A 25,505-nucleotide genomic window follows, 5' to 3' on the forward strand; every position below is an offset into this window, starting at 1 on the left:
TTGGCTCGGGGATGTGTATAAGAGCCAGGGTGGGGGCCTGTTGGGTGGTCGGGCCAGCGATCCGGGGCTGAGTTCTCGCCCGTCGCTGTCGGTGACGGTGATGTTGGGTGCTGGTCCGGTGATGGTGATGGCGCCGCGGTGATGGCAGCGGTGGTGATACGGGCAGACCAGGACCAGGTTGTGCAGGTCGGTGGGGCCGCCGTCTTCCCAGTGCCGGATGTGGTGGGCGTGTAGACCGCGGGTGGCTCCGCAGCCGGGCACCGCGCAGGTCCGGTGGCGGTATTCCAGAGCACGGCGCAGGCGGCGGCTGATGGTGCGGGTGGCGCGTGCGGCGCCGATGGGTTGGCCGTCGCGTTCGAACCACACCTCACACGTCGCGTCACAGGTCAGGTATTGGCGTTGGGCGTCGGACAGCAGCGGACCCAGATGCAACTGGGCGACCTGATCCTTGACGTCGAGGTGGGCGATGACGGTGGAACGCTGCCCGTGCGGGCGGCGGGCCACCTCGGCGTCCCAGCCGGCTTCGATCAGGCTCATCAACGCCGCACCGGTGGTGGGAAACGGCGGCCGGTGTTCTGCAGGCAAACCGTCGTTGTCGTGTGCGCGTGTCCATTCGGCGATCGCGGCATCCAGATGCGACTGCACGGCGGCATCGAACATCGCGGCGTCCAGGGAAGACAGTTGGATTTTCCAGTAGGTGTAATGCTCGTCGCTGTGGGTTTTGGTGAGCAAAGGGTGCCGCTCGGGCTCAGGTGGGGGTGCGCAGTCAGGGTCGGGGTCGGTATTGCTCCAGGGGTCGGGTTCGGGTTCTAGCGGTGGTTCGGCCTTCAAAGCGGTGCCCAGCTGACTGACGGTCGCGCACCGGGCCAGGCCCGCGTAATGCTCATCAGATCCCTCGCCGGCCTTCTCGGCGATGATGCCCACCTGATCCAGCGATAGCCATCCTTCACGCATCCCTTGCGCGCAGCGCGGGAACTGCGGCAGCCGGTGGGCGATGGTGGCGACCTTCGCGGCGTTTCTGGCCGAGCTACCGGTCTTCCACGCCACCAGCGCCGCGATCGAGCGGGCCCCGGTGATGCCCACCAGATTGTCATGGTCCAGCTCGGCCACAATGTCCACGATGCGCCCATCGATGGCGTTGCGCTGACCCATCAACTCGCCCAACTCGCCGAACAACACCTCCAGACGATCCACCGGACGCATAACAGGTGCGTCAGAAGTGGCGGTCGAGGACATAACCCCATCAAAACAGAAGGGTCCGACAAGTCCTGGGCCACAAGCTGATAGCGACAATGTCGCTCAGCGACACTAGCCCGTCGGAACCAGGTCGAACGTCTGGTGCGCGATCGCCAACAGCCAGCCGGCAGCGGTCTGACTGCGGAACTGCGGCCAGTTCATCTGGAAGCTGACCACCCATGGCTGGCCTGTGCGGTCGACCGCATACCAACTGAAGGTCAGGTCGCCCGGCAGGTTCCCGCCCTTTGCGCCGATGTAGGGCCACTTCGACTCGTCCAGCGAGATACCGGGAACGGCGGAAAGTATTTCCCGGACCGGGGCGGCTGCACCGAACGCCGTCGCCTGTAGCGCGGCATGGACGCGGCAGATGTCTGCGGCGCTGCCGTACCACTCGGCGCCGAACTCCGATGCAGGTGTTCCGGTACGGATTGGATCTGGTTGGAACGGGCGGGAATTCGTCTGCTCCAGCAGCTGCGCACGACCCTGTGGAGAAGCCTGCTTCCATTGCTCGCGAAGATCCGGCTGGCCCCAGCCGATCGAGAACAGCTCATGCATGGTCGGGAACGGCGTCATGCTCGCGGGGTCATGATGACCCGCGGTGACCAGGGCACGCTCGACGGCGCCGGGCCCCAGCCGCGCGATGAGCAGGTCGGTCGCCATGTTGTCGCTCGCCGAAATCATCTCCTGCGCCGCCTTGCGCACCGACACCTGCGCGCCGGGGGGCAGCTCCTCGAGGCTGGCGGATCCGACGGCCTTCGCCTCTTCGGTGATGGTGAGCTGGTCGTTCCATTCCACAGTGCCGGCATGGACGGCTTCGGCAACCGCAAGCAGCACATAGAGTTTGAAGATCGAGGCCAGTGGCAGTGAGAGGTCGGTGTTCGCGCCTGCGACCGTCGAGCACTTGCCGTCGTTTACTTTCGAGACTTGGTACGAGTACCGCGCACCCGTCTTCGACAGTTCGGCGTCGATGTCGGCCCACGTCTTGATCGCCGGCTGTTTCAGTGACACCTCGAAACGGTCGACGAGGCCATCGTCGTTGGTGCGAAGCGCAATGTCTTGTGCGACACCGTAAGACGTCAGCACATGCAGCGTCGCCTGGCCCGCTCCGATGTCGATTCCCGCCACGGTGATCGGGCGGTCCAACCACAGGTTGCCCATTGCGGATGTGACGCCGTTGACCTGTGCCGGGGCAGCCAGCGTGCGTACTCCGACGGTTCCGATGGGCCACTCGGAGTTGAGCATGTCGATGGTCTGCTTGGCACGTAGGCCCGGTGGGGTGTTGACCTCGATGGGCACGCCGTAAGCCGCGTCCGCCGCCGGCGCCGGGGTTGCGCTGTTGGTACAGCCGCTTGCCAGCGCGACAACCACCGCGACGGCAAGCGGCAGGCGCGCCACGCGGCGCGCGCTAAGCCTTTTCGCCCGCAACGTCCAGGACAACCTCGAACTCCAGCAGCGATGCGCCGGTGGCCACGGGGTTGGTGGCCTGTCCCTTGTGTGCCTCGATCGCCGGGCCCGTCGCCCACGCCTGAAATGCCTCCTCGGACTCCCACTGCGTCACCACGAAGTAGCGGTCCTCGCCCTTGATCGGGCGCAGCAGTTGAAAGCCCAGGAAACCGGGCTGGTTGTCAACGGCGTGCGCGCGGTGCGCGAACCGCTTCTCCAGTTCCGGACCAGCGTCGGGCGGCACCTCGATTGCGTTGATCTTCACCACTACGTTCGGGGAGGGCATGGGATTCAGGCTACCGAATGCCACTCGGCATGATTACGGCATGCGATACCTGACCGCCCACGGCGGCGAGGGCCAACCGCTGGTCCTCGTCCATGGCCTGATGGGACGGGGCAGCACGTGGCCGCGGCAACTGCCGTGGCTCACCCGGCTGGGCAAGGTCTACACCTACGACGCGCCGTGGCACCGCGGGCGCGACGTCGTGGATACGCATCCGATCAGCACCGAGCGGTTCGTCGACGACCTCGGCGAGGCCGTCGAGTCGCTGGGCTCCCCGGCCGTCATGGTCGGTCACTCGATGGGTGCGCTGCACTCGTGGTGTCTGGCGGCGTGCCGGCCGGAGCTGGTCAGTGCTCTCGTCGTCGAGGACATGGCACCGGATTTCCGCGGTCGCACCACCGGCCCGTGGGAACCGTGGCTGCACGCGCTTCCCGTCGAATTCGACACGGCCCAAAGGATCTACGACGAGTTCGGACCCGTCGCGGGACAGTACTTCCTCGAGGCATTCGACCGGACCGCTACCGGTTGGCGGCTGCACGGCCATCCGAGTACCTGGATCGAGATCGCCGCCGAGTGGGGCACCCGCGACTATTGGCATCAGTGGTCACTGGTGCGGTCGCCAGCACTACTGCTGGAGGCGGGCAACTCGGTCACGCCCGCGGGGCAGATGCGCACCATGGCGGAAACCGGCCACCGGTCCACGTACTTGCACGTGCCCGGCGCCGGTCATCTGATCCACGATGATGCGCCACAGATCTACCAGCAGGGGGTCGAGTCGTTCTTAACGACCCTCGCGCAGCGAGCCTGAGCCGGGCCACAACGGCTGCTTCTCGAACCGCGTGCGGATGGCGTCGACGTCATGGTCGATGCGGAAGGCGTCGCGGTCGTCCTCGAAGTAGCGGCCCGACATGGGGCCGGCCACCCGGAACTGGTCGATTCTGAACCGGAAAATTCCGGTCCTGTGGGCCACCCAACCGAGTCCTGCTGCGACAGCGAACGGGGCGACCAGGATCAAAAGTGACAGTGCAATCGTCATGGCAGTAATGCTCCGCTGATAAATATCCCGCCAACAGTGGCAGAAAGGACACCTTGGGATAAAATGCTGCCATGGCGATAAAGAGCGTATCGGTGCTGGTGCTGGACCGTCTAGCGATTTTTGAGTTCGGCGTGATCTGCGAAGTCTTTGGCATCGACCGCTCAGCAGACGGGGTGCCGAACTTCGATTTCAAGGTCTGTGGGCCGGAGGCGGGCAAGCCACTGCGGACCTCGGTCGGCGCAACGATCATCCCCGATCACGGCCTTGATGGCCTGGTGGGAGCGGATCTGGTGGCGATCCCGGCGATCGGCGGAACGGAATACCTGCCCGAGGCGCTCGAGGCCGTGAAAGCCGCCGCCGATTCCGGGTCGATCATTCTCACGGTGTGTTCGGGTGCATTCTTTGCGGGCGCCGCCGGGCTTCTCGATGGCCGGCCGTGCACGACGCACTGGATGCACGCCGACGATCTGGCCCGTCAGTATCCGACCGCGAAGGTCGACCGTAACGTGCTCTTCGTCGACGACGGGAACCTGATCACCAGCGCCGGCACCGCAGCTGGCATCGACGCGTGTCTGCACCTGGTCCGTCGTGAACTCGGGAGTGAGGTCACCAACACGATCGCCCGTCGGATGGTGGTGCCACCTCAGCGCGACGGCGGCCAACGGCAGTACATCGATCAACCGATACCGGTGCGGTGCTCGGAACGCTTTGCGCCGCATCTGGACTGGATCCAGTCCCACCTCGACCAACAGCACACGGTCGCCGCTCTGGCTACCCGTGCGCACATGTCGGCCCGCACCTTCGCGCGGCGATTCGTCGAGGAGACCGGCCGCACACCGATGCAGTGGGTCACCGATCAGCGCGTGCTCTACGCCCGCACACTGCTGGAGGAGACCGACCTCGACGTCGACCGCATCGCCGAGCGTTCCGGCTTCGGCACCGCCACGCTCTTACGCCATCATTTCCGCCGGACCGTCGGGGTGACGCCTTCGGACTACCGACGCAGGTTCTGCTGCAACGACTCCGGCGACGAAACCGCGGCCAGCGCCTGACGAATCGCTATTCACGCACAACCGCGTATACCCGCCAGCGGCCTGGCACACCCTTGAGATCGTGCTCACCGCGATCGTCGAAGGTCTGCCTTGAGCCCGTGACGATCTCGCGCACCGTCGAGGACACCAGCACCTCGCTCGCCCCCGCCAGCGCCGACACCCGCGCGCCGATGTGCACTGCCATCCCGGCGATGTCGTCCCCGCGCACCTCGACCTCTCCGGCATGGATGCCCGCCCGCACCTCGATGCCCAGCAGTCGTACCGCGTCGACGATCGCGGATGCACACTGGATGGCCGCACTGGGGCTGGGGAACATCGCGACGAAGCCGTCGCCGACCGTGTTGACCTCGATTCCGCGGAACCGCTCGAGCTCGCGGCGGACCATGGTGTCGTGGTTGTCGAGTAGGGCATGCCACCGGCCGTCGCCGAGGGCCGCGGCACGCTGAGTCGACCCGACGATGTCGGTGAACACGATTGTGGTCAGGACGCGTTCGAATTCCGCGCCGCCGCGGGTTCCGGTGATGAACTCTTCGATCTCATCGACTATCGGTGAGCTGTCACCCACCCAGTAGAGCGCGTCCCCACCAGGCAACTCGACGTAGCGGGCGTCGGCAATGTGCTCGGCCAGGTATCGACCGTGGCCGACCGGGACGAAGGCCGTATCCCTGCGATGCATCACCAGCGTCGGTGCGGTGATCTGCGCCAGCTTGTCCCGCACGTCGCTCTCCGCCAGCGCCTGGCTCGATCTGCGGGCCATACTCGGCGATGCCGCCCGATTCCCCGCCGCATCCCACCATGTGCGGAACGCGACGTCGTCGGCGACCGACGGTGCGAGGTAGGCCAGCACATCGAAACCTTGCTCGACCGCGTCGGGTTCGATCGCGACAGTGGTGAACGGGCTCGCCGCGTTCGCGCGTGATCCCACCTCGTAGTCCGGCGCCCACAAGGCCCTGGCGGCGCCGTTGACGATCACCAGGTTGGACACCCGCTCTGGCCGGTCGCCAGCCAGGAAAAGCGCGCTCATCGCCGAGAACCCCGTCGCGAAAATCGTCGCGTGCTCTGATCTGACGGCGTCCATCACCGCGACGACGTCCTCGGCCCAGCAGGCCGGTGTGATCTTGTCGGCCCCGATCCGCGAAGACATCCCCATGCCGCGGTGGTCGAATCTGATCAGCCTGCAGAACGACGACAGCCGACGATGAAATCGGTACATCGAGGGTTCGGCGTCGATGGAGTCGATCGGGATGAACGGCCCCGGCATGACGACGACGTCGAGGGGACCGTCGCCCAGGACCTGATACGCGATGTCCAAGTCGCCACGCGATGCGTAGCGGGTCCGCGGCGCCCCCGAACTGGTCACAGCCACAACACCAGGCTAACTAGTCGCCTTCTCCGGCAAGTGCGAAACGTCCGTCTGCGGTCTGCTCCACCAACCCGTCGACCAGCAGCGAGTCCAGCGCGCGATCCCGCTGAGCGGTGTCGGTCACCCACGCCAGGTCGAGCTCCGCCCGTTGGACCGGAGAGTCGTTGCCGCGCAACACATCCAGCAGCCGGCCGCGCACCTGGCGGTCCGTTCCGGCATACCGCTGCGCTCGGCGGACGGGAGCCGCGGCTTCCGGATACCCGTTCGACCGCCACGCGCAGACACTCAATGGGCACAGCCCGCACCGCGGTGAGCGCGCCGTGCACACCGTCGCTCCGAGTTCCATCAGGGCGACCGAAAATGTTGGCGCGTCGGCGCCATCGGGCAACATGGCTGCGACATCGTTGAGGTCGCGAACCGACGTCGGCGAGGCTGGAGCATGGCTGCGCCCGTGCACCACCCTGGCCACCACGCGGCGGACATTCGTGTCCACCACCGGCACCCGCTCGCGGTAGGCGAAGCACGCGATCGCCCTGGCGGTGTACGAGCCGACGCCAGGAAGTGTCAGCAGCGTTTCGACATCTGCGGGAACCACGTCCTCGTGCTCTGTGGCGATCACCGTCGCGCACTCGTGCAGCCGCTTGGCGCGACGCGGATAACCGAGCTTTCCCCAGGCGCGCAGGACGTCAGCGGCGCCTGCGGCGGCGGTCGCCGACGGGGTCGGCCAGCGCGCGATCCATGTCAGCCAGATCGGCTCGACGCGGGCGACAGGTGTCTGCTGGAGCATGAACTCGCTGACCAGGATCTGCCACGGCGTGACCCCTGGGCGCCGCCACGGCAGGTCGCGCTGCTCGCAGCGATACCAAGCGAGCAGCTGAGGCACAATGTCGGTCATGCCCAACACCAGCCCAGTGACCGCGTGGAAAGCACTCAAGGAGGGTAACGAGCGCTTCGTCGCGGGTAAGCCCGAGCACCCGAGCCAAGGAGTCGAGCACCGCGCGAGCCTGGCCGAGGCGCAGAAGCCGACCGCAGTGGTGTTCGGTTGCGGGGACAGCCGGGTGGCTGCCGAACTCATCTTCGATCAGGGCCTCGGTGACATGTTCGTGGTCCGTACCGCGGGCCATGTCATCGACTCTGCGGTGCTGGGGTCCATCGAGTACGCGGTGACGGTGCTCAACGTGCCGCTCGTCGCGGTACTCGGCCACGACAGCTGCGGCGCAGTGAAGGCGACGTTGTCGGCGCTCGATGACGGCGTGGTTCCCGGCGGCTACGTGCGTGACATCGTCGAACGGGTGATGCCGTCGATCCTGTTGGGTCGGCGCGATGGGCTGACCAGGGTCGACGAGTTCGAGGCGCGGCACGTCACGGAGACCGGCACGCAACTGGTGGCTCGATCGACAGCCATCGCCGAAAGGGTCAGGGCGGGCACGCTGGCGATCGTCGGACTGACGTACCGTCTGGGCGATGGCCGGGTGGTTTTGCGGGACCACGTGGGTGACATCGGCGAGAGCTGAGGGCGCGACACGCCGAGCGACGTCGGACGATCAGGCATGACCTGGGCTTACCGTGTGAATTGTGCTGGATCTAGAGCCGCAGGGCCCCTTACCCACTCAGATTTACTGGCGCCGCAGAGCGCTGGCGATGGGCGTTGCTGTAGTGGTGATCGGCATCATCGCTGCCCTCGCGGTCGTCATCGTCAAGACCACTTCGGGCACCGAGAACACGGCCGCTGAACAGCCTGCTCCTGCCGCCGCCACTCCGACCCCGCTGCCAGGTGAGAACCCCGAGGTCAAGACCCCGGTGATGCCGCCGGCTCAGGACGCCCCGCCGCCAACTCCGACCCCAACCGCGGCCGTCGCACCACCACCGATTCTCAACGAGGGCGACGACTGCCCGGATTCGACGTTGGCCGTCAAGGGCATCACCAACCAGCCGCAGTACGTCGTCGGCGATCAGCCGAAGTTCACCATGGTGGTGACCAATATCGGGCTGGTGGCGTGCAAACGCGATGTGGGCGCCGCAGTCCTGGCTGCCTATGTCTACACGCTGGAAAATGGTCGGCTGTGGTCGAACCTGGACTGCGCACCATCGAACGAGACGCTGGTCAAGACGTTCCAGCCGGGCGAGCAGGTGACGACGGAAGTGACCTGGACGGGCATGGGCTCGGCGCCGAACTGCCCGCTGCCGCGTCAGCCGATCGGGGCCGGGATGTACAACCTGGTGGTCCAGCTGGGCAACCTGCGTTCGGCGACGGTTCCGTTCATGCTCGCCCAGCCCGCGCCGGCACCCCCGCCCGGTGAGGGCGCACCGCCGCCAGCCGCGGTGGGCTAAGCCAACCGGTCGGCGATCGTCGATTCGGCCAACTGCGACAGCCCTTCCCGGATGTGGCGCGCCCACATCGATCCGATTCCCTCGACGTTCTGCAGATCGCTCGCGCTCGCGGCCAGCAATCCCTGAAGCGATCCGAACGAGCGCACCAGCAGATCGACATGGGCGAACTGCAACCGCGGAATGCCCGCCATAGCGCGATATCCGCGTGAGCTCATCGCGGAATCCTGCGCCTCGGCAGTCGATGGGTAGCCGAAAACCCTTGCCAGGGCGGTGAAATCAAGCAGTTCATTGTCGGAAAGGTGGTCCAGTTCGTCCAGCGTGGCGCTCACCTGGGCGGCCGTTGGCGGGTCGGGGTTGGCGTGATAGTCACGCACGATCAGCTCACGGGCGATTTCGTTGTCGCCGACCAACTCCTCGAGCTGCAGCCTGACCTGACGCCCGTCGGTCCCGAGTTCGACTACGTCGGAGTCGATTTCGAGGCTGATCCGCCGGACCATCTCCAGGCGCTGCACGAGCGTCATCACGTCGCGCAGCGTGACGAAGTCCTCGATCTCGGCCGTCGACAGTTGCCTGCTGACCTCGTCGAGGCGCGCCTTGTAGCGCTCCAGCGTGTCGATGGTCTGGTTGGCGCGCGACAGGATGGTCGCCGAGTCGGGGATCACGTGGCGCTCGCCGGCCACGTAAACGGTCACGATGCTCATCGAATGGCTGACCGAGATCACCGGGTAGCCGGTCTGGATGGCCGTGCGTTCCGCGGACCGGTGCCGGGTGCCCGATTCTTCGGTGGGGATCGACGGGTCGGGCACCAGCTGCACGTTGGCCCGCAGGATGCGGCTGCCGTCACTGGACAGCACCACGGCGCCGTCCATCTTCGACAGCTCGCGCAGCCGTGTGGGTGCGTAGCGGACGTCGAGTGAGAAGCCACCGTCGCAGATCGCCTCGACGCTGTCGTCGTAGCCGACGAGGATCAGGGCGCCGGTGCGGCCGCGAAGGATGCGCTCGAGCCCGTCGCGTAGCGCCGTCCCGGGTGCCAGTCGCGAGATTGTCTCGCGCAAAGTCGGGCGCGCCAGCTGCACAACAGTGCGGCTAGACCTCCCACCTGGCTTGACCGCCATCGGTCCCCTCCTAGGATCGGCCGTTATTCTGCGCGATCTCCCGCAGCACCCGCAATGCCGAGCCGATATCGTCCGCCGGAATCGCGCGCAGCCCGGCCGGCACAGACGTCACGCCGGGAGGCACCACCGCCGAGGTGAAGCCCAGCCGCGCGGCCTCGGCAAGACGCCGATCCATGCCGGTCACGCGCCGCAGATCGCCGGCCAGACCGACCTCACCGATCGCCACGGCCGCGGCGGGCATTGGCAGGTCCGTGTACGACGACGCGATCGCCAGCGCCACCGCCAGGTCCGCGGACGGATCCGTCAACCGCATACCCCCGACGGTGGACAGGTAGATGTCATTGGCGCCGACGGGTAGCTTGGCCCGCTTCTCCAGCACCGCGGTGATCATTGCCGCGCGCGACGAGTCGATACCGCTGACCGCCCGTCGTGGTGACCCGCTGGCTGGTGAGCCGATCAGTGCCTGAACCTCACCGATGAGCGGTCGCTTACCGTCGAGCGCAACCGTGACGGCTGTACCCGAAACCGGCTTGGGGCGCTGATCGCGGAACAGGCCCGAAGGGTCGGAGACGCACTCGATCCCGTTGTCGTGCAACAGAAAACAACCGACCTCGTCGGCGGCGCCGAAGCGGTTCTTGACGCCGCGAACCATGCGAAGCGAGGACTGACGGTCGCCCTCGAAGTGCAGAACTACGTCGACGAGGTGCTCGAGTGAGCGCGGCCCCGCGATCGCGCCGTCCTTGGTGACGTGGCCGACCAGAATCATGGCGATGCCGGAGGTTTTGGCGGCCATGGTCAGCGTCGTGGTCACCGCGCGCACCTGGGTGACGCCACCCGTGACGCCCTCGGCCTCCGTCGTGGACATGGTTTGCACCGAGTCGACGACAACGAGGCCGGGCTGTACCTCGTCGATATGGCCCAGCACCATCTGCAGGTCCGATTCGGCGGCCAGGTAGAGCTCGTCGTGTGTGCAACCGGTGCGCTCTGCCCGCATCCGGATCTGGCCCGCTGATTCCTCGCCCGACAGATACAGGGACCGCTTGCCGGCCTCTGCCCAGCGGTGCGCGACCTCCAGCAGCAGGGTCGACTTTCCGACTCCCGGATCACCAGCCAGCAGTATCACCGAGCCGGGGACCACCCCGCCTCCGAGAACCCGATCAAGTTCGGAGATTCCGGTATGGATGTGGCGCGTCTGGCCGGGATCGATCGAGCTGATTGGCACCGCGGACGACGTGGGGGCCACCGCACGTCGCATCGCTGAGCCGTTGACCGCGGACAGCACCGCGATTTCGTCGACAGTGCCCCAGGTGCCGCAGTCCGCGCAGCGGCCAACCCATTTCGCAGTGACGTGGTGGCATTCCGAGCAGCGATACTGCGAACGCGCTTTGGCCACGACAAGACGGTAGCCGCAGGGACCGACAGAAACCCGAGAAAACCCAGTGGTGACGTGCCGTGTCGCAGAGTGTTGCGGTCAGTGACCGCCTTCGCCGCCGCCCGAGTGGCCCGCGCTGCCGCCTTCTTCGCGCCGGGGGCTTTCACCGGCGGAGATCGGCACGGCGAACGTGCCCTCACCGCTCTGCTCGAACGTGAACGTGAAGTTGTACGTCAAGCCGTTGGTAACCGGCTTCGACAGCTGCACCGTGGCCTCGGCAGCCTCGGCCGTGTCGACACTTTCCAGCGCGGTGATTTGCCCGTCGGGGGCGCCGACGACCAGCGTGCCCGACGCGGGCAGCGCGGTGTCTCCGGTCAGCGACACCGTTCCGACGTCGGACGTGATCGATACGAGCTTGTCGTTGACGTCGGGCGAGTCGTTGGAGGCGGTGAAGATCAGCTCGACGTCGGTGCCCGGCTGGGCATAATCCGTCGTCAGGTCGACCCGCAGGTGAGCGTTGCGCACCGCGATCTTCCCGATGTTCGCGCTGGTGCCGTTCACTGCGGCTTCCTGGGTGGCCGTCTGGGAGACCTGCCCGGCGCTACAGGCGCTCAGCACGACGGCAGCCGCCAGTCCACAGGCGGCCAGTTTGAAGCGGTCCACACGTGCCTCCTGCTCGACGGACTTTGGATTCGACTATGGACTGTAGTAGCTACTCCTAGCAGGCGGTAGCTGAGGGCCGACAGACAGCCGGCGGTTTTTCCGAAGGCAGCAGCGTGTGGCACGTATTCATCACCCTGTCAACCCCTAGTCTCGACCTGGAGTGCCCCTGACCTGCACCGTTGATCCACGCCTGTCCGGAGCCCGTGCTAACATTGGGTTGTGAAAGGGGCTCTAATCTGATGATTTTCAAGGTCGGAGACACCGTCGTCTATCCACACCACGGTGCCGCATTGATCGAGGCGATCGAAACCCGGACCATCAAAGGCGAGTCGAAGGAATACCTCGTCTTGAAGGTCGCCCAGGGTGATCTCACCGTTCGAGTCCCTGCGGAGAATGCCGAATACGTGGGCGTGCGAGACGTCGTCGGACAGGAAGGCCTCGACAAGGTCTTCCAGGTGCTCCGTGCACCGCATACCGAGGAGCCGACCAACTGGTCGCGCCGCTACAAGGCCAATCTCGAGAAGCTGGCCTCCGGCGACGTGAACAAGGTGGCCGAGGTCGTCCGCGATCTGTGGCGTCGCGATCAGGAGCGTGGCCTGTCCGCCGGCGAGAAGCGGATGCTGGCCAAGGCGCGCCAGATCCTCGTCGGTGAGCTCGCACTCGCGGAGAACACCGACGACGAGAAGGCAGCGACCATTCTCGACGAGGCACTTGCCGCCGCCTCCTGAAGGCCATGACGAGCAGTGACTCTGCCCAGAGTCGGGCTCGGCACCGACGTACACCCGATCGCGGCAGGTAGGCCGTGCTGGCTGCTGTGCCTGCTGTTCGCTGACGCTGACGGCTGTGCCGGGCATTCCGATGGCGACGTAGCCGCTCATGCATTGTGCGATGCCCTGCTTTCGGCCGCCGGACTCGGAGATCTCGGCGAGGTCTTCGGCACCGGACGTCCCGAATGGCGCGATGCCAGCGGCGAGAACATGCTGCGTCACGTGGGTGGACTGCTGGCTGCCGAGGGTTATCGCGTCGGCAACGCCGCGGTACAGGTCATCGGTAATCAGCCGAAGGTGGGTCCCCGCCGGGCGGAGGCCCAGAAGTTGCTGTCCGAGCTCCTCGATGCCCCGGTATCGGTGTCGGCGACCACGACCGACGGCCTGGGTCTGACCGGGCGCGGTGAAGGTTTGGCCGCCATCGCGACCGCACTGGTGATTCCGGCCGAATAGTCCCGGTAAGCTGGCCCGTCGTGACCGAATTGCGGCTATACGACACGATGACGGGCGCCGTCCGCGACTTCGTGCCGGTGCGCCCCGGTCACGTATCGATCTATCTCTGCGGCGCCACCGTCCAGGGCTTGCCCCATATCGGACATGTCCGCAGCGGGGTGGCGTTCGACGTCCTGCGGCGCTGGCTGATGGCCAAGGGGCTGGACGTCGCGTTCATTCGCAACGTCACCGATATCGACGACAAGATCCTGAACAAGGCCGCCGATGCGGGCAGGCCGTGGTGGGAGTGGGCAGCCACCTACGAGCGCGCGTTCTCGGCCGCCTACGACGCTCTGGGCGTGCTTCCGCCGTCGGCCGAGCCGCGCGCCACCGGGCACATCACCCAGATCATCGAGCTGATCGAGCGACTGATCGAGCGTGGCCATGCCTATGTCGGTGGCGGTGACGTCTACTTCGACGTTCTGAGCCTGTCCGACTACGGAAAGCTCTCTGGTCACCGGGTCGACGACGTGCACCAGGGCGAAGGTGTCGCGACCGGTAAGCGCGACGAACGCGACTTCACGCTGTGGAAGGGCGCGAAGCCGGGCGAGCCGTCCTGGCCGACGCCGTGGGGACGCGGCCGCCCTGGCTGGCACACCGAATGCGTCGCCATGTGCGAGGCGTATCTGGGCGCCGAGTTCGATATCCACGCAGGCGGCATGGATCTCGTGTTCCCGCACCATGAGAACGAGATCGCCCAAGCCGAGGCCGCAGGCGATCCGTTCGCCCGGTTCTGGCTGCACAACGGCTGGGTGACCATGGGCGGCGAGAAGATGAGCAAGTCGCTGGGCAACGTTCTGGCCATCCCGGCTGTGCTGCAACGGGTTCGGGCCGCCGAACTGCGCTACTATCTCGGCAGCGCGCACTACCGGTCGATGCTGGAATTCAGCGAGACCGCTCTGCAGGACGCCGCGAAGGCCTATACGGGGATCGAGGATTTCCTGCATCGGGTGCGCAACCGGGTCGGCGCGGTGGTTCCGGGCGAGTGGACGCCGAAGTTCGCGGCAGCGCTCGACGACGACCTCGCGGTGCCGATCGCGCTGGCCGAAGTCCACGCCGCGCGTGCAGAGGGGAACCGGGCGCTGGACGCCGGAGACCACGAAACCGCACTGGCGCAGGCGATGTCGATCCGAACCATGATGGGCATCCTCGGCGCCGATCCGCTCGACGAGCGCTGGGAATCCAAGGACGAGACCTCGGCCGCGCTGGCCGCCGTCGACGTCCTCGTGCAGGCTGAGGTGCAGCGTCGCGCGGATGCTCGGACACGACGCGACTGGGCGGAGGCCGACGCGATCCGAGACCGCCTCAAGGACGCAGGGATCGAAGTCACCGATACCGGTGACGGACCGCAATGGACACTGCTGGACGGTTACACCAAATAATGGCCGGAAACTCAAAACGCCGAGGCGCGATACGCAAAGCCGGCACCAAGAAGGGGCCGACCGTCGGATCGGGCGGCGTGCGCCGTCGCGGCCTCGAGGGCAAGGGTGCCACGCCGGCCGCCAAGGACCGCTCCCACCACCCGGCGGCGAAACGCGCCGCGAAGGCGGCCAAGCAGCAGCGCAGCCGCCAACGCAAGACAGATGACGTCGAATTGGTGCTCGGGCGCAACCCCGTCGTGGAGTGCCTGCGCGCAGGCGTTCCCGCCACCGCGCTCTACGTCGCACTCGGCGCGGACTCCGATGAACGCCTGACCGAATCAGTCACTCGGGCAGCGGATACCGGAATTCCCATCCTCGAGGTGCCCAAGCCCGATCTCGACCGGATGAGCACCAACGGGTTGCACCAGGGCATCGCGTTGCAGGTGCCACCGTATGACTATGCGCATCCCGACGACATGCTGAAGTCGGCGACCACGGACGTGTCGCCGGCAATGCTGGTCGCCCTGGACAACATCACTGATCCGCGCAACCTCGGCGCCATTGTGCGGTCGGTGTCTGCATTCGGCGGCCACGGCGTGTTGATTCCCCAGCGACGGTCGGCGTCGGTGACCGCGGTCGCGTGGCGTACCAGTGCGGGTGCTGCGGCGCGGCTCCCGGTCGCCAGGGCAACGAATCTCAATCGCACGCTGAAGGATTGGGGTAACGCGGGCCTGCAGGTGGTCGGTCTGGATGCCCGTGGAGACATCACCATCGACGAACTGGACGGGTTGGGCCCGATACTCGTTGTCGTCGGTTCGGAGGGCAAGGGACTGTCGCGGCTGGTCCGGGAGAACTGCGACGCCATCTTGTCGATCCCGATGGCCGGTCCGACCGAATCATTGAACGCTTCGGTGGCCGCGGGCGTCGTACTCGCCGAAATCGCCCGCCAGCGCAGGAGTTAGCGCGCAGGCTGGAGAATCTCGGTCAGCGCAGGCAACTTCGGTTCGATACCCGCACCCGGCGTCACGCGTCGCAGCCGCCGTGCCACCCACGGCGCCGCGAACGCGGTGGCCCAGCGCAGATTCTGCCACCAACTGTGCACTGGCGGCGAAGACGCCAGCAGCGCGGCCGACCGCGAGGTCAGGCTGTGTGGAATAGTCAGTGTGTCAAGGACTTTGGCAGCCATCCGTTCGTGGCCCAGCTGCGAAAGGTGAATACGGTCGGAGTCCCACAGCCGCGGATCGCGAAACTCGGAGAATCGCCAGAAGTCGACAAGCTGCACGCCGATGTCGTCGACGACGGTGCGTAGCAGCTCGTTGTAGATTGCGGCGCGGCCGCGCAGCCGGCGGAACAGTGGCACCGTGCCGAGGTCGGCCGCGGTGAACGTGAGCACCACCGCGCCGGTCTGCTGCAGGGTCTTGAGGGCATCGGCATAGCGCGCCATCATCGCGTCGATGTTGTTGCGCACCACCAGCAGGTCGTTCATGCCGGCATAGATGGTCACGATGTCCGGCTCGAGCATTACGGCGGTCTGGATCTGTTCGGCGAGGATCTCGTCCATGGTGCGCCCGCGCACGGCCAGGTTTGCATAGCGCATGTCCGGGTTGTTCTGGCCGAGCACTTCTGCGACGCGATCGGCCCAGCCGCGCAAGCCGTTCGGGTGGGCTGGGCTAGGGTCGCCGCAACCCTCGGTGAAGGAATCCCCGAGCGCCACGTACCTGCTGAACACCGGCGGCTGAGCCGGCAATCGGGACACAGCCATAGCACCAATCTGGCCGATACTATGGCGGCGCGCATCCCGCAGCGCCGCCAGTGGCCCAATCGACATGCGTTGTCTCACCGTCGTTTGAGCGCAGGTAACCCGACCTACACACCGAACAATTTGATGCCGAGCCACAGGCTCGATACGGACGCCAGCAGAGTCAACGGCACCGTGCACAGCCCGATGCGGGTGAACTCGACGAACCCGGCGGGCATCTCCCTGCGAACGACGCCACGCCACAGTAGGTTGGCCAATGATCCGACGTAGGTCAGATTCGGCCCGACATTGACCCCGATCAGCACCGCGAGCACGGCGGCGGGGCCCGACCCCGCGACCAGGGGAAGCATCACCAGGACCGCGGGCAGGTTGTTGACGAGGTTGGACAACACGGCAGCGATCGCCGCGATCCCGAGAAGCGCGGGCAGAGTGCTGCCGGTGGGCAGCACGTCGTACATCGCGGCGTCGAGGCCGTGCAGCATCACCGCATCGACGACCACACCGAGGCACAGCACGAATGCCAGGAACGGAGCATCGACGGCTTTGGCGATGCGCGTGACCGTGGTGTCGCGGCGGGCGAGGGCGCGGATGCCGAGGACAGTCGCACCGGCCAGGGCCGCCCACGCGGGGGAGTGCCCGAAGAGCGAGGTCACCGCGAAGCCGACGAGGGTGAGCGCGAGCACGAGCAGTACGAAAATCGGCACGTGCACCCGCTCGGAGTCGTCGACCCGACTTGGCGCGATCGACAGGTCGCGCTTGAAAAGCCAACGCAAGAGCAGAAATTCGACGGCGATGGCCGCCAGCCACGGCAGAGTCATGAGGGCGGCGAAATGCAGGAACGAGAGGCCCGCAGCCGTGAAAGCCAGCAGGTTGGTCAGGTTCGACACCGGCAGCAGCAGCGACGCGCTGTTCGCCAGGTGAGCGGTGGCATACACGTGCGGTCTGGCGGGCACTGTCAACGTGCGCGCCGTCGCGAGCACGACGGGCGTAAGCAGCACGACCGTCGCGTCGAGACTCAGGATCGCGGTGGTAGCCGATGCGACGACGAACACCATGGACAGCAGGTGCTTGGGGTTGCCCGCGCTGAACCGCGCCATCGCGACCCCGGCCGCGCGAAACAGTCCCTCGTCATCGCAGAGCCGCGCCAACACCAGGATCGCGGCGAGAAATCCGACGACCGGCAGGAGCCGGTTCACCTCGGCGAGGGCCTCGGGTGCGGTGATGACGCCTGCCGCGATAAGCGTTGCCGCGGCGGGGATTGCGACGATGGCCTCGGGCCAGCCGTGCGGGCGCATGATGGCGAACAGCAGCACGACGGCGAGTGCGACGAGCGCCAGACTCAATTCCACGGGTCTGCGCGCTGCCAGAGCGTCGGCAGATGCAGCGCGACACCGTCCTCCCCGGCCAGCCGGGACAACACCCGCATAGTGACGTCGAGGTCGTCGCCCGCGTACGGCAATGCGCGCAGCGGCTTGTGCAGGGGCCGGAAGAAGTCGTCCCAGTGGGTCAGCACGACGCGGCGTGCTCCGACAGCGCGTACCGCCTGTGCCCAGTAGTCGAGCAGATATTGCTCCGGCTGGACGCCGAGTTGGCCGACCCCGAGGTACACGACGTCTGCGCGTTGACCGGCCAGCGCACCGGGAACGAAGCCGGCGCTGCCGACGATCAGCAGCCGCCGGTCGGACGGCCGGTGATGCACCAGGGTCGACCATGCCTCACCGCACTTGTAGGCCGACGCCCGCGCGGGTGGTGCGATCGGTTCGGTGATGACGCCGGGAAAGCGATCGGGTGGGCAGTGTTCGGACTCGACCAGCGTGACGTCGTATGCCCCAAGGGTTATCGCCTCGCCCGGCGTGACCACGACGAGGCGGTCGTCGGGCAAGCCGTGCCCGAGGCCCACCTGTCTCGCCGACTTTCCGCCGACCACTTTCGCGCCGGTGCGCTCGGCGACGGCCGCAGTGTCCATCGCGTGGTCGAAATGGGTGTGCACCGGCATCACCGCCTCCAGGCGCTGGATCCCGATGCGCGCCAGGGATCCGTCGATGCGGGGTGCCGACGGCGACAACGACCGCAGCCCGACCTCGGCGAGGCTCGGCCGGGAGAAGAAACCGTCGGTCATCACGGCCGATTCGCCGTCATCGATCAGCAGCGTGGTGACGCCCGCCCAGGTGACCGTCAACGGCGCGCCGTCGCGCGCGGCAGGCGCGTCGAAGTAGCCGGCGTAGTCGGCAAGGTTCGGCCTGCCCAGTCTGAGGCGCATAGCGCCAACCTTAGGCGCGGCTCCCGGGCTTCATCGCTCGTCTCCTTCGTGGTTTCTGGCTATGTCGCCGGCGTGTTCGGTCATGTCGTCGCACGGGTCGGAGTGCCAATCGCCGAACGGATCGGTGTAAGCGGGCCACTGGTGTGGCCGCGCCATCTCCTCGTCGGTCAGCAGTGCCGTCTGCAGCCCATCGACGATGGTCCCGGGTTCGGCCCCGCAGACCAGAACCGTCAACGCCACGTGGCGATCACCGACAACCTCGTCCCAGTCGGCTGAGGCCAGCGCGCACCGCTGCGGATCCGCATAGGCCAGCTGACTCGAAGTCATTGCGGCCAGCCATCTTCCGGCGTACTCGGTGCGCAGTCCACCGCCGGCGGATTCGATCCACATGGCGTCGTTGAAGCGGTTGGCCAGCCACATCCTGCCCCGCGTTCGCACGACGCCGTCCAGGAGGAGGTCCAACGCGGCGTGTAGGCGTTCGGGGTGAAACGGCCGCCGGGCCGAGAAGAAGACGAGTCCGATGTCGCCATCGGCGTGCAGCGACGGCTGACCGGCGAGCAGTGGATCGTGGGGGTTGTCGCTGCGCCCGCGACGGCTGTCGGGCTCGAGATTGGCCAGCGCCGTCTCGACGCGTGCTGATCCGACGGTGAGTCGTGCGAGCGGTGCCAGCCTTCGCAACACCGACAACGTCCGTGGGTCGGGTTCGGTCAGTACCAAAGCATCGGCGAACTCGGCCTGAGCCACCACCACCTGCGCCACGGTGCGCCCGTCGGCGAGATCGTCCTCACCGAGGGATTGACTCAGCCAGTTGGTGGAGTCAATGCACGCGATCACCGCGTCGATTCGTACGTCACACGCGGCCGGTCCGTCGAGGTAGCCGGGGCCGACGCGGACCCGGACGTTGTTGATGGCCCAGCAGACAGGTTCGGGTTCCAGCCAGGGCATCAGGCGTACGGCGATGCGGTCGACATCGTCTCGGCGGTGCAATCTGCGCAGAAGCACGAGAAGGTCGTTGCGCACCGTGCATGTGACGCAGCCCTTCTTGAGCTCCAGCGGCCATTCCGACGTGTCACCGGCCACGCTCACGCGCCGCACCACCACCTGACCGTCGAACCTGTGCTCGACGACGACGGTGCGTGGCCGATTTCCAACGACCTCGACGACGCCCTCGGTATCGCCCTGGCCGCAGACCAGGACCACCGGAGTCCGCATCGTTACCCTCCTTGACTAATGAAAACGATTATCATTTACATTAGAGCACGAGGAAAGGAGATGTATGTCCGCGCATTGTCAGGTCACCGGTCGCGTACCCGGCTTCGGCAACACGGTGTCGCACTCCCACCGGCGCACCCGCCGACGGTGGAACCCCAATATTCAGACGAAGACGTACTACCTGCCATCGGAGGGCCGCCGGATCAAACTTCGCATCAGCACCACGGGAATCAAGGTTGTCGACCGCGACGGCATCGAGGCCGTCGTCGCCCGACTGCGTCGTCAAGGGACGAAAATCTGATGGCGCGCACTGACATCAGGCCGATCGTCAAGCTGAAATCGACTGCAGGAACGGGCTATACGTACGTAACCCGGAAGAACCGCCGCAATGATCCCGACCGATTGGTGCTCCGCAAGTACGACCCGGTCATTCGCCGCCACGTCGGCTTCCGGGAGGAACGCTGATGGCCAAAAAATCGAAGATCGCCAAGAACGGGCAGCGCCGTCGTGCGGTCGCGCGTTACGCCGAACGGCGTGCCGAACTGAAGGACGCCATCCGCCGGGGGACGCCCGAGGAACGGGCCGCGGCAGTGGCTGCACTCCAACGACTACCGCGCGATGCCAGCCCGGTACGGCTGCGGAATCGCGATGTGATCGACGGCAGGCCGCGTGGACATCTGCGCAAGTTCGGATTGTCCCGAGTGATGGGCAAGAAAAGGCCTGCGACTCGCGATCAAGAACGCACGGGGGAGATGGCACTGTTGCCCTAGCGGTATTCTTCGCGTCGTGCGCGTGACGAATATCCCCGTCATCGCGTTGACCGGTTACCTCGGCGCGGGTAAGACGAGCCTTCTCAACCATGTCCTGCGGACCCCGAGAGCGCGAGTTGGCGTGATCATCAACGATTTTGGCGCGATCAACGTAGATGCCGGGCTGGTCACCGGCCAGATCGACGAACCCAGCTCGATCACCGGTGGCTGTGTGTGCTGTCTACCGGACAACGGCGGACTCGACGATGCGCTGACCAAGCTCGCCGATCCACGGCTTGACCTCGACGCCATCATCGTCGAGACCAGCGGCCTGGCCGACCCAGTCGCCGTAACGCGGCTGATCCGCTTCAGCGGCGTTGCCGGCGTGCGGCCAGGTGGCATTGTGGATGTCATCGACGCCGTCACCCATTTCGATGTCGTGGATTGCAATTCCAGTCCGCCTGCGCGTTATGCCGCGGCATCGTTGGTGGTCGTCAACAAACTGGATCAACTACCCGCAGCGGATCGGGCACCGATGCTCGAGCGTATCGAGCGGCGTGTCCGCGAACGCAATCCGGTAGCCCCTGTCGTCGGGACGGTCGGAGCACGAATAGACCCCGCACTCCTGTACGACTTGCCTGTGTCGGGGGACGAGCCGGGCCAGCTCTCGTTACGCGAACTCCTCTTCGACTCCGCGACGGACGAGGCGCCGCGCGCTCACGCGGACGACGGCCATGCCAACGCCGACGCGGTCACGGCCACCAGCTCGGGATGTATCGACCCGGGCAAACTTCTCGATCTGATGGAGGATCCACCGTCCGGGGTGTATCGACTCAAGGGCACGATCGCCGTCCGATATCGAACCGCAGTGCGGACCTACGTCGCGAATCTGGTTGGCCCGGCCATTCATATCGCCACCGCTGTGACAACGGCGACGCCGAACAGTCTCGTCGCCATCGGTATGGATCTCGACACGGAGCGCGTGCGCGACCGCCTTCACGAGGCGCTTGGTCCAAAGGATGGCAATGCTCCGGCCGACGCTATTCGCCGTCTGCAGCGCTATCGCCGTCTCAGCCTGTGAGAGCGGCCACCTAGGCGAACGCCTTGAGCTCGACTCCGTCGACCTTCAGCCGCTCACGGACCGCGTTGGCGATCTGAACCGCGCCAGGTGAATCCCCGTGCACGCAAACCGATTCGACGGTGATCGGAATCGTGGATCCGTCGGCCGCTGCGACGCGTCCGGCCGTCACCATCGATGACACCCGGTCGGCGATCTCCTCGACGTCATGCAGCACAGCGTTGGGCAGTCGTCGTGACACCAGCTGCCCGTCGGAGCGATATGCGCGGTCGGCGAACGCCTCGGGCACGGTGCGCAGGCCAAGGTCCTGCGCTTCGCCGAAGAACACCGAGCCGGACAGGCCCAGCACGGGCAGGGCCGGGTCGACGGCGTGTACCGCCTCGGCGACCGCCCGCGCCTGATCGTGATTGGTGACGATCGCGTTGTACAGCGCGCCATGGGGTTTCACGTAGCTGACCGCCGAGCCGGCGACGCGGGCGATCGCCTGCAGAGCGCCGATCTGGTAGATCACGTCGGCCTTCAGATCTTCTGGATCGGCATCGATGAAGCGTCTGCCGAAGCCGGCAAGGTCGAGATAGCTGACCTGCGCGCCGATCCGCACACCGCGTTCGGCGGCCGCCCGGCACGTCCGGAGCAACAGCGCAGAGTCACCGGCGTGGAAGCCGCAGGCGACGTTGGCGCTGGTGACGAGATCGAGCATGGCGTCGTCGTCACCGAGTTTCCACACTCCGAAGCTCTCGCCCAGATCGGCGTTGAGGTCGACGGTCACGTCGACCAGCCTACGATCGGCGCGGGAGTGACCCAGGTGTTCTCGGACACGAACTCGCTCAGCGGCCGCCCGACCGCCCACTCGTCAATCTCGAGTTGCGGACGTTCGGGAAACTCCGGCACCGGTCCGAGGCACAAAACGGCGACGGGCTCGGCGTCGTCGGGGATTCCGAGGAGTTGCGCCAGCCGACGGGGATCGAAGATCGACACCCATCCCATACCGAGACCTTCGGCGCGCGCGGCCAGCCACAGGTTCTGGATCGCGCACGACACCGACGCGAGGTCCATCTGCGGCAGCGTGCGCCTGCCGAACACGTGGGCGGCCCTGCCGTCGCCCAGTGCGACGACGAACAGCTCGGCGCAGTCCAGGATGCCCTCGACCTTGAGTGCCAGGAACTCGTCGCTGCGCGGGCCGAGCGCCTCCGCCGTACGCAGCCGTTCCTCGTCGACGACGGCGTGGATGTCTCGTCGCAGCGCGGGTTCGGTGATCCGGATGAACCGCCACGGCTGCATCAGCCCGACGCTGGGTGCGGCGTGGGCGGCCTGTAGCAATCGGACCAGCACTTCCTCGGGAATCGCCGAGTCGGCGACGAAGCGGCGCAGGTCTCGGCGTTCGGCGATCACCCGGTAGATCGCGCTTCGGTCCGCGGGGCTGAACGCGTGATCGGTCACGCCGATGAGCCTAGGTGGCACGATCGAAGGGTGACTCATGACCAGGTGCTGATCAGCGCGACGGAACTGGAGCAGCTTCTCATTGACGGCGATCCCGTCACCATCCTCGACGTGCGCTGGCAGCTCGCGGCGCCCGACGGCCGCGCCGCGTACGAAGAAGGACACATTCCCGGTGCCGTGTACGTCTCGCTCGAGGACGAGCTCAGCGACCACACCGTCAGCGGACGCGGACGCCACCCCCTGCCGTCCGGTCGCGATCTCGAGGCGGCGGCCAGGCGATGGGGTGTGCGCCGCGGTGTGCCCGTCGTCGTCTACGACGATTGGAACCGGGCCGGGTCGGCACGCGCCTGGTGGGTGCTGACCGCGGCGGGCGTCGAAGGCGTGCGGATCCTCGACGGCGGACTGCCCACATGGCGAGGTCCGCTCGAAAGCGGTTCGGTGACGGCGCCGCCCGGTGATCTCACGGTGAAGCACGACGACCTGTACACCGGTGCGCTCCCGACGCTCACCGCCGAGCAGGCGGGTGCACCCGAGGTGACTCTCCTGGACGCGCGGGCGCCCGAACGTTTCCGCGGCGATGTCGAGCCCATCGATCCGGTTGCGGGCCACATTCCCGGTGCCCGCAATGTGCCGAGCACCAGTCTGCTGGACGACGGCGGGCGCTTCGTTCCCGAGGTGCCGGAGTTCAGCGGCGCCGTCGGCGCCTACTGCGGGTCCGGTGTCACCGCCTCGGTCGTGGTCGCGGCACTTGCTGCTGCCGGTGTCGACGCCGCGCTGTATCCGGGTTCGTGGTCGGAATGGTCGTCGCAATCAACGCGTCCTGTTGAACGCGGATGAGCCACGGCGGCCGACGAGCCAGCACACCAGGAAGATCGCGAACGAGATCGTGGTGACGAACACCGATACCGGCACGCCGGGCGCGAGCGACAGCAGGATGCCTCCGACGGCAGACACCTCGGCGAAGATCACCGATGCCGCGATAGCCGCGCCGGGTGACGAGAACACCCGAACTGCCGCCGCCGCGGGTGTGATCAGCAGGGACATCACCAACAACGCCCCGACGATCTGCACGCCCTGGGCGGCGGTGACCCCGACAAGAGCGGCGAACACAATGCCCAACGCCCGCACCGGAACTCCGCGTCCCGCGGCCACTTCGGGGTCGACGGTGGCGAACAGCAGTGGACGGTAGGACACCGCAAGAACGACGATGACGATCACCGACACCACTGCCAGCAACGCCAGTCCCGAGTAGCCGACGCCGACGATCTGCCCGGTCAACAGCGCGAAGCTCGTCCCGGTGCGGCCCGGGTAGAGATGGATGAACAGCACCGCCATACCGAGCCCGAACGCCAGCACCACGCCGATCGCCGAATCCCGTTCGCGGGTGCGCTGACCAAGGACGCCGAACAACACCGCCGCCAGCGCGCAGCCGACGAGCGCACCGACACCGACGTTGAATCCGGCGAGTAGGGCGAAAGCCGCTCCGGTCAAGGACAACTCGCTGGAACCGTGTACCGCGAACGACATTTGGCGCATCACGATGAAGGGCCCGATCAAGCCGGACACCAATGCGAGCAGTGCGGCGGCGAGCAACGCCTGCTGGACGAAGTCGCGGCGCAGCAGGTCGGCAGTGATGTCGAACGAGAACAGGTGGGCCAGTAGTTCGGTGAGCCGTTCATTCATGGTCGTGTCCGCTCGCGTGCGCGGAGTGGTCGTGTTCGCCGAGTACCACGTAGCGCTCGCCGACCTTCACCACCTCGATGTCGGCGCGATACAACTCGGAAAGGGTCGCCGAGGTCATCACCTCTTCGACCGTGCCGACCCGGAATCGGCCGTCGACCAGATACAGCACTCGATCCACATACGGCAGAACAGGATTGACCTCATGGGTGACGAAAAGCACGGCGGTGTCCGCGTCGCGGCGGCGCGCATCGATGAGGGTGGACACCAGCCGCGCGTTGGCCGGGTCGAGGTTGAGCAACGGCTCGTCGCACAACAACAGCACCGGATCTGTGGTCAGAGCCTGGGCGATCCGCACTCGCTGGAGTTCGCCGCCGGACATCACGCCGACCGGGACGTTCGCCAGGGCCCCGCCCTTGACCTGGTCCATCGCCCGCTGCACGGCGGCCCGTTTGGCCGCGCGGTCGCGCAGCGTCGTCATTCCCCAGCGGTGACCGTCGAAACCGAGGCCGACGAGGTCGCATCCGCGCAACGACACTCCGTTCTCGATCGCCCGGTGCTGGGGGACGTAACCGATTCGCCGACTGCCCTTTTCGACCGGCTGCCCGCAGACCATCACGTTGCCTGCGGTGAGTGGCAATTGGCCGAGCAGCACCTTGAGCAGGGACGTCTTGCCGGTGCCGTTGGGTCCGAGCACGGCGATGAATTCGCCGGCCTGCACGGAAAGGTCGAGCTTGTCCCACAGCACGCGCTCGCCGAACGCCAGCCGGGCGCCGGTCAACTCGGCGACGACGTCAGCATGCACAGGATTGA

At 66.6% G+C, this 25,505-nt stretch carries 30 protein-coding genes; 13 read left to right on the forward strand and 17 right to left on the reverse strand.

The window, feature by feature from the left end:
• From CSQ99_RS18680 to mhuD, 3 genes are all read right to left on the reverse strand, one after another.
• On the reverse strand, positions 1–1,236 hold a 1,236-nt coding region (locus CSQ99_RS18680), incomplete at its 3' end, for an HNH endonuclease signature motif containing protein (RefSeq protein WP_141562700.1).
• Between the two features lie 72 nt (positions 1,237–1,308).
• Complete coding sequence (locus tag CSQ99_RS18685; protein ID WP_245908987.1) at positions 1,309–2,631, reverse strand: serine hydrolase; 1,323 nt, start codon at positions 2,629–2,631, stop codon at positions 1,309–1,311.
• A 10-nt stretch (positions 2,632–2,641) separates the two neighbouring features.
• A complete protein-coding gene (gene mhuD, locus CSQ99_RS18690) occupies positions 2,642–2,965 on the reverse strand; it encodes a mycobilin-forming heme oxygenase MhuD (protein ID WP_099040507.1) in 324 nt (107 codons plus the stop codon).
• A 40-nt stretch (positions 2,966–3,005) separates the two neighbouring features.
• Between mhuD and CSQ99_RS18695 the strand changes: the two genes are divergently transcribed.
• The gene (locus CSQ99_RS18695; RefSeq protein ID WP_099040584.1) at positions 3,006–3,770 is read left to right on the forward strand and encodes an alpha/beta fold hydrolase; all 765 of its coding nucleotides are present in this window, start codon (positions 3,006–3,008) and stop codon (positions 3,768–3,770) included.
• Here the strand turns inward: CSQ99_RS18695 and CSQ99_RS18700 are convergent.
• Positions 3,744–3,998, reverse strand: coding sequence for a hypothetical protein (locus tag CSQ99_RS18700; RefSeq protein ID WP_099040508.1), 255 nt, complete (start codon positions 3,996–3,998; stop codon positions 3,744–3,746). The genes CSQ99_RS18695 and CSQ99_RS18700 overlap by 27 nt on opposite strands.
• 71 nt (positions 3,999–4,069) lie before the next feature.
• Between CSQ99_RS18700 and CSQ99_RS18705 the strand changes: the two genes are divergently transcribed.
• A complete protein-coding gene (locus CSQ99_RS18705) occupies positions 4,070–5,050 on the forward strand; it encodes a helix-turn-helix domain-containing protein (RefSeq protein WP_099040509.1) in 981 nt (326 codons plus the stop codon).
• A gap of 7 nt (positions 5,051–5,057) precedes the next feature.
• Here the strand turns inward: CSQ99_RS18705 and CSQ99_RS18710 are convergent, their stop codons facing one another.
• Together CSQ99_RS18710 and CSQ99_RS18715 are read right to left on the reverse strand one after the other, a co-directional pair.
• Entirely contained in the window at positions 5,058–6,416 is a 1,359-nt protein-coding gene (locus tag CSQ99_RS18710; RefSeq protein WP_099040510.1) for an adenylate/guanylate cyclase domain-containing protein, read from the reverse strand.
• A gap of 13 nt (positions 6,417–6,429) precedes the next feature.
• On the reverse strand, positions 6,430–7,308 hold the full coding sequence (locus CSQ99_RS18715; protein ID WP_099040511.1) for an HhH-GPD family protein: 879 nt from the start codon (positions 7,306–7,308) through the stop codon (positions 6,430–6,432).
• Here CSQ99_RS18715 and CSQ99_RS18720 point away from each other — a divergent pair.
• The gene (locus CSQ99_RS18720; protein ID WP_099040512.1) at positions 7,307–7,927 is read left to right on the forward strand and encodes a carbonic anhydrase; all 621 of its coding nucleotides are present in this window, start codon (positions 7,307–7,309) and stop codon (positions 7,925–7,927) included. The genes CSQ99_RS18715 and CSQ99_RS18720 overlap by 2 nt on opposite strands.
• A gap of 61 nt (positions 7,928–7,988) precedes the next feature.
• The gene (locus tag CSQ99_RS18725) at positions 7,989–8,744 is read left to right on the forward strand and encodes a hypothetical protein (protein WP_176561089.1); all 756 of its coding nucleotides are present in this window, start codon (positions 7,989–7,991) and stop codon (positions 8,742–8,744) included.
• Here the strand turns inward: CSQ99_RS18725 and disA are convergent.
• The 3 genes from disA to CSQ99_RS18740 all read right to left on the reverse strand — a co-directional run bounded on the left by disA (position 8,741) and on the right by CSQ99_RS18740 (position 11,894).
• The gene (gene disA / locus CSQ99_RS18730) at positions 8,741–9,859 is read right to left on the reverse strand and encodes a DNA integrity scanning diadenylate cyclase DisA (RefSeq protein WP_099040513.1); all 1,119 of its coding nucleotides are present in this window, start codon (positions 9,857–9,859) and stop codon (positions 8,741–8,743) included. The genes CSQ99_RS18725 and disA overlap by 4 nt on opposite strands.
• A 10-nt stretch (positions 9,860–9,869) precedes the next feature.
• Positions 9,870–11,252, reverse strand: coding sequence for a DNA repair protein RadA (gene radA / locus CSQ99_RS18735; protein WP_099040514.1), 1,383 nt, complete (start codon positions 11,250–11,252; stop codon positions 9,870–9,872).
• 78 nt (positions 11,253–11,330) lie between these two features.
• Positions 11,331–11,894 carry a copper chaperone PCu(A)C domain-containing protein gene (locus CSQ99_RS18740; RefSeq protein ID WP_099040515.1) on the reverse strand — a complete coding sequence of 188 codons (564 nt, stop codon included), beginning with the start codon at positions 11,892–11,894 and terminating at the stop codon, positions 11,331–11,333.
• Between the two features lie 239 nt (positions 11,895–12,133).
• Here CSQ99_RS18740 and carD point away from each other — a divergent pair, with 239 nt between their 5' ends.
• From carD to rlmB, 4 genes are read left to right on the forward strand one after another with little or no spacing between them, the layout of a single operon-like run.
• A complete protein-coding gene (carD, locus tag CSQ99_RS18745) occupies positions 12,134–12,622 on the forward strand; it encodes an RNA polymerase-binding transcription factor CarD (RefSeq protein ID WP_006243789.1) in 489 nt (162 codons plus the stop codon).
• Between the two features lie 15 nt (positions 12,623–12,637).
• The gene (ispF, locus tag CSQ99_RS18750) at positions 12,638–13,114 is read left to right on the forward strand and encodes a 2-C-methyl-D-erythritol 2,4-cyclodiphosphate synthase (protein WP_099040516.1); all 477 of its coding nucleotides are present in this window, start codon (positions 12,638–12,640) and stop codon (positions 13,112–13,114) included.
• Between the two features lie 20 nt (positions 13,115–13,134).
• A complete protein-coding gene (gene cysS, locus CSQ99_RS18755; RefSeq protein ID WP_099040517.1) occupies positions 13,135–14,535 on the forward strand; it encodes a cysteine--tRNA ligase in 1,401 nt (466 codons plus the stop codon).
• Positions 14,535–15,476: a 23S rRNA (guanosine(2251)-2'-O)-methyltransferase RlmB gene (rlmB, locus tag CSQ99_RS18760; RefSeq protein ID WP_099040518.1), complete on the forward strand. Its 942-nt coding sequence runs from the start codon at positions 14,535–14,537 to the stop codon at positions 15,474–15,476. Before cysS ends, rlmB begins: the two co-directional genes overlap by 1 nt.
• On the opposite strand, the gene CSQ99_RS18765 is transcribed toward rlmB, so the two are convergent.
• The 4 genes from CSQ99_RS18765 to mrf form a co-directional block, all read right to left on the reverse strand.
• Positions 15,473–16,276, reverse strand: coding sequence for an SGNH/GDSL hydrolase family protein (locus tag CSQ99_RS18765; RefSeq protein ID WP_245908988.1), 804 nt, complete (start codon positions 16,274–16,276; stop codon positions 15,473–15,475). The genes rlmB and CSQ99_RS18765 overlap by 4 nt on opposite strands.
• A gap of 104 nt (positions 16,277–16,380) precedes the next feature.
• A complete protein-coding gene (locus tag CSQ99_RS18770; protein ID WP_099040520.1) occupies positions 16,381–17,622 on the reverse strand; it encodes an SLC13 family permease in 1,242 nt (413 codons plus the stop codon).
• A complete protein-coding gene (locus tag CSQ99_RS18775; protein WP_099040521.1) occupies positions 17,613–18,533 on the reverse strand; it encodes an MBL fold metallo-hydrolase in 921 nt (306 codons plus the stop codon). The genes CSQ99_RS18770 and CSQ99_RS18775 overlap by 10 nt, the downstream gene beginning before the upstream one ends.
• Before the next feature lie 30 nt (positions 18,534–18,563).
• Positions 18,564–19,745, reverse strand: coding sequence for a ribosome hibernation factor-recruiting GTPase MRF (mrf, locus tag CSQ99_RS18780; protein ID WP_099040522.1), 1,182 nt, complete (start codon positions 19,743–19,745; stop codon positions 18,564–18,566).
• A 64-nt stretch (positions 19,746–19,809) separates the two neighbouring features.
• Between mrf and rpmB the strand changes: the two genes are divergently transcribed.
• From rpmB to CSQ99_RS18800, 4 genes are read left to right on the forward strand one after another with little or no spacing between them, the layout of a single operon-like run.
• A complete protein-coding gene (gene rpmB / locus CSQ99_RS18785) occupies positions 19,810–20,046 on the forward strand; it encodes a 50S ribosomal protein L28 (RefSeq protein ID WP_099040523.1) in 237 nt (78 codons plus the stop codon).
• Positions 20,046–20,210, forward strand: a complete 165-nt coding sequence (rpmG, locus tag CSQ99_RS18790; protein WP_099040524.1) for a 50S ribosomal protein L33 — start codon at positions 20,046–20,048, stop codon at positions 20,208–20,210. The genes rpmB and rpmG overlap by 1 nt, the downstream gene beginning before the upstream one ends.
• Complete coding sequence (gene rpsN / locus CSQ99_RS18795; RefSeq protein WP_099040525.1) at positions 20,210–20,515, forward strand: 30S ribosomal protein S14; 306 nt, start codon at positions 20,210–20,212, stop codon at positions 20,513–20,515. Before rpmG ends, rpsN begins: the two co-directional genes overlap by 1 nt.
• Positions 20,516–20,537: 22 nt before the next feature.
• Positions 20,538–21,575 (forward strand): CobW family GTP-binding protein, encoded by a 1,038-nt coding sequence (locus tag CSQ99_RS18800; protein ID WP_099040586.1) that lies wholly within the window; start codon positions 20,538–20,540, stop codon positions 21,573–21,575.
• 10 nt (positions 21,576–21,585) lie between these two features.
• On the opposite strand, the gene CSQ99_RS18805 is transcribed toward CSQ99_RS18800, so the two are convergent.
• Both CSQ99_RS18805 and bluB read right to left on the reverse strand, forming a co-directional pair.
• Positions 21,586–22,350, reverse strand: a complete 765-nt coding sequence (locus tag CSQ99_RS18805) for a LamB/YcsF family protein (RefSeq protein WP_176561096.1) — start codon at positions 22,348–22,350, stop codon at positions 21,586–21,588.
• Positions 22,338–23,012, reverse strand: a complete 675-nt coding sequence (bluB, locus tag CSQ99_RS18810; protein ID WP_245908989.1) for a 5,6-dimethylbenzimidazole synthase — start codon at positions 23,010–23,012, stop codon at positions 22,338–22,340. Before bluB ends, CSQ99_RS18805 begins: the two co-directional genes overlap by 13 nt.
• Positions 23,013–23,042: 30 nt before the next feature.
• Between bluB and CSQ99_RS18815 the strand changes: the two genes are divergently transcribed.
• On the forward strand, positions 23,043–23,849 hold the full coding sequence (locus tag CSQ99_RS18815; protein WP_099040528.1) for a sulfurtransferase: 807 nt from the start codon (positions 23,043–23,045) through the stop codon (positions 23,847–23,849).
• Here CSQ99_RS18815 and CSQ99_RS18820 read toward each other — a convergent pair.
• Both CSQ99_RS18820 and CSQ99_RS18825 read right to left on the reverse strand, forming a co-directional pair.
• Positions 23,823–24,695: a metal ABC transporter permease gene (locus tag CSQ99_RS18820; protein WP_099040529.1), complete on the reverse strand. Its 873-nt coding sequence runs from the start codon at positions 24,693–24,695 to the stop codon at positions 23,823–23,825. The two genes, CSQ99_RS18815 and CSQ99_RS18820, sit on opposite strands and share 27 nt — an antisense overlap.
• The gene (locus CSQ99_RS18825; RefSeq protein ID WP_099040530.1) at positions 24,688–25,497 is read right to left on the reverse strand and encodes a metal ABC transporter ATP-binding protein; all 810 of its coding nucleotides are present in this window, start codon (positions 25,495–25,497) and stop codon (positions 24,688–24,690) included. The genes CSQ99_RS18820 and CSQ99_RS18825 overlap by 8 nt, the downstream gene beginning before the upstream one ends.
• Between the last annotated feature and the right edge of the window lie 8 nt (positions 25,498–25,505).

Source organism: Mycobacterium neglectum (genome assembly GCF_002591975.1).
Lineage (GTDB): Bacteria > Actinomycetota > Actinomycetes > Mycobacteriales > Mycobacteriaceae > Mycobacterium > Mycobacterium neglectum.

Excerpts from the sequence above, each read along its gene's own strand:
- mhuD (WP_099040507.1), bottom strand. The coding sequence starts at position 2,965 with ATGCCCTCCCCGAACGTAGTGGTGAAGATCAACGCAATCGAGGTGCCG.
- CSQ99_RS18695 (WP_099040584.1), top strand. The coding sequence starts at position 3,006 with ATGCGATACCTGACCGCCCACGGCGGCGAGGGCCAACCGCTGGTCCTC.
- CSQ99_RS18700 (WP_099040508.1), bottom strand. The coding sequence starts at position 3,998 with ATGACGATTGCACTGTCACTTTTGATCCTGGTCGCCCCGTTCGCTGTC.
- CSQ99_RS18705 (WP_099040509.1), top strand. The coding sequence starts at position 4,070 with ATGGCGATAAAGAGCGTATCGGTGCTGGTGCTGGACCGTCTAGCGATT.
- CSQ99_RS18720 (WP_099040512.1), top strand. The coding sequence starts at position 7,307 with ATGCCCAACACCAGCCCAGTGACCGCGTGGAAAGCACTCAAGGAGGGT.
- CSQ99_RS18715 (WP_099040511.1), bottom strand. The coding sequence starts at position 7,308 with ATGACCGACATTGTGCCTCAGCTGCTCGCTTGGTATCGCTGCGAGCAG.
- disA (WP_099040513.1), bottom strand. The coding sequence starts at position 9,859 with ATGGCGGTCAAGCCAGGTGGGAGGTCTAGCCGCACTGTTGTGCAGCTG.
- carD (WP_006243789.1), top strand. The coding sequence starts at position 12,134 with ATGATTTTCAAGGTCGGAGACACCGTCGTCTATCCACACCACGGTGCC.
- rlmB (WP_099040518.1), top strand. The coding sequence starts at position 14,535 with ATGGCCGGAAACTCAAAACGCCGAGGCGCGATACGCAAAGCCGGCACC.
- CSQ99_RS18765 (WP_245908988.1), bottom strand. The coding sequence starts at position 16,276 with ATGGCTGTGTCCCGATTGCCGGCTCAGCCGCCGGTGTTCAGCAGGTAC.
- CSQ99_RS18775 (WP_099040521.1), bottom strand. The coding sequence starts at position 18,533 with ATGCGCCTCAGACTGGGCAGGCCGAACCTTGCCGACTACGCCGGCTAC.
- mrf (WP_099040522.1), bottom strand. The coding sequence starts at position 19,745 with ATGCGGACTCCGGTGGTCCTGGTCTGCGGCCAGGGCGATACCGAGGGC.
- rpmB (WP_099040523.1), top strand. The coding sequence starts at position 19,810 with ATGTCCGCGCATTGTCAGGTCACCGGTCGCGTACCCGGCTTCGGCAAC.
- rpmG (WP_099040524.1), top strand. The coding sequence starts at position 20,046 with ATGGCGCGCACTGACATCAGGCCGATCGTCAAGCTGAAATCGACTGCA.
- rpsN (WP_099040525.1), top strand. The coding sequence starts at position 20,210 with ATGGCCAAAAAATCGAAGATCGCCAAGAACGGGCAGCGCCGTCGTGCG.
- CSQ99_RS18820 (WP_099040529.1), bottom strand. The coding sequence starts at position 24,695 with ATGAATGAACGGCTCACCGAACTACTGGCCCACCTGTTCTCGTTCGAC.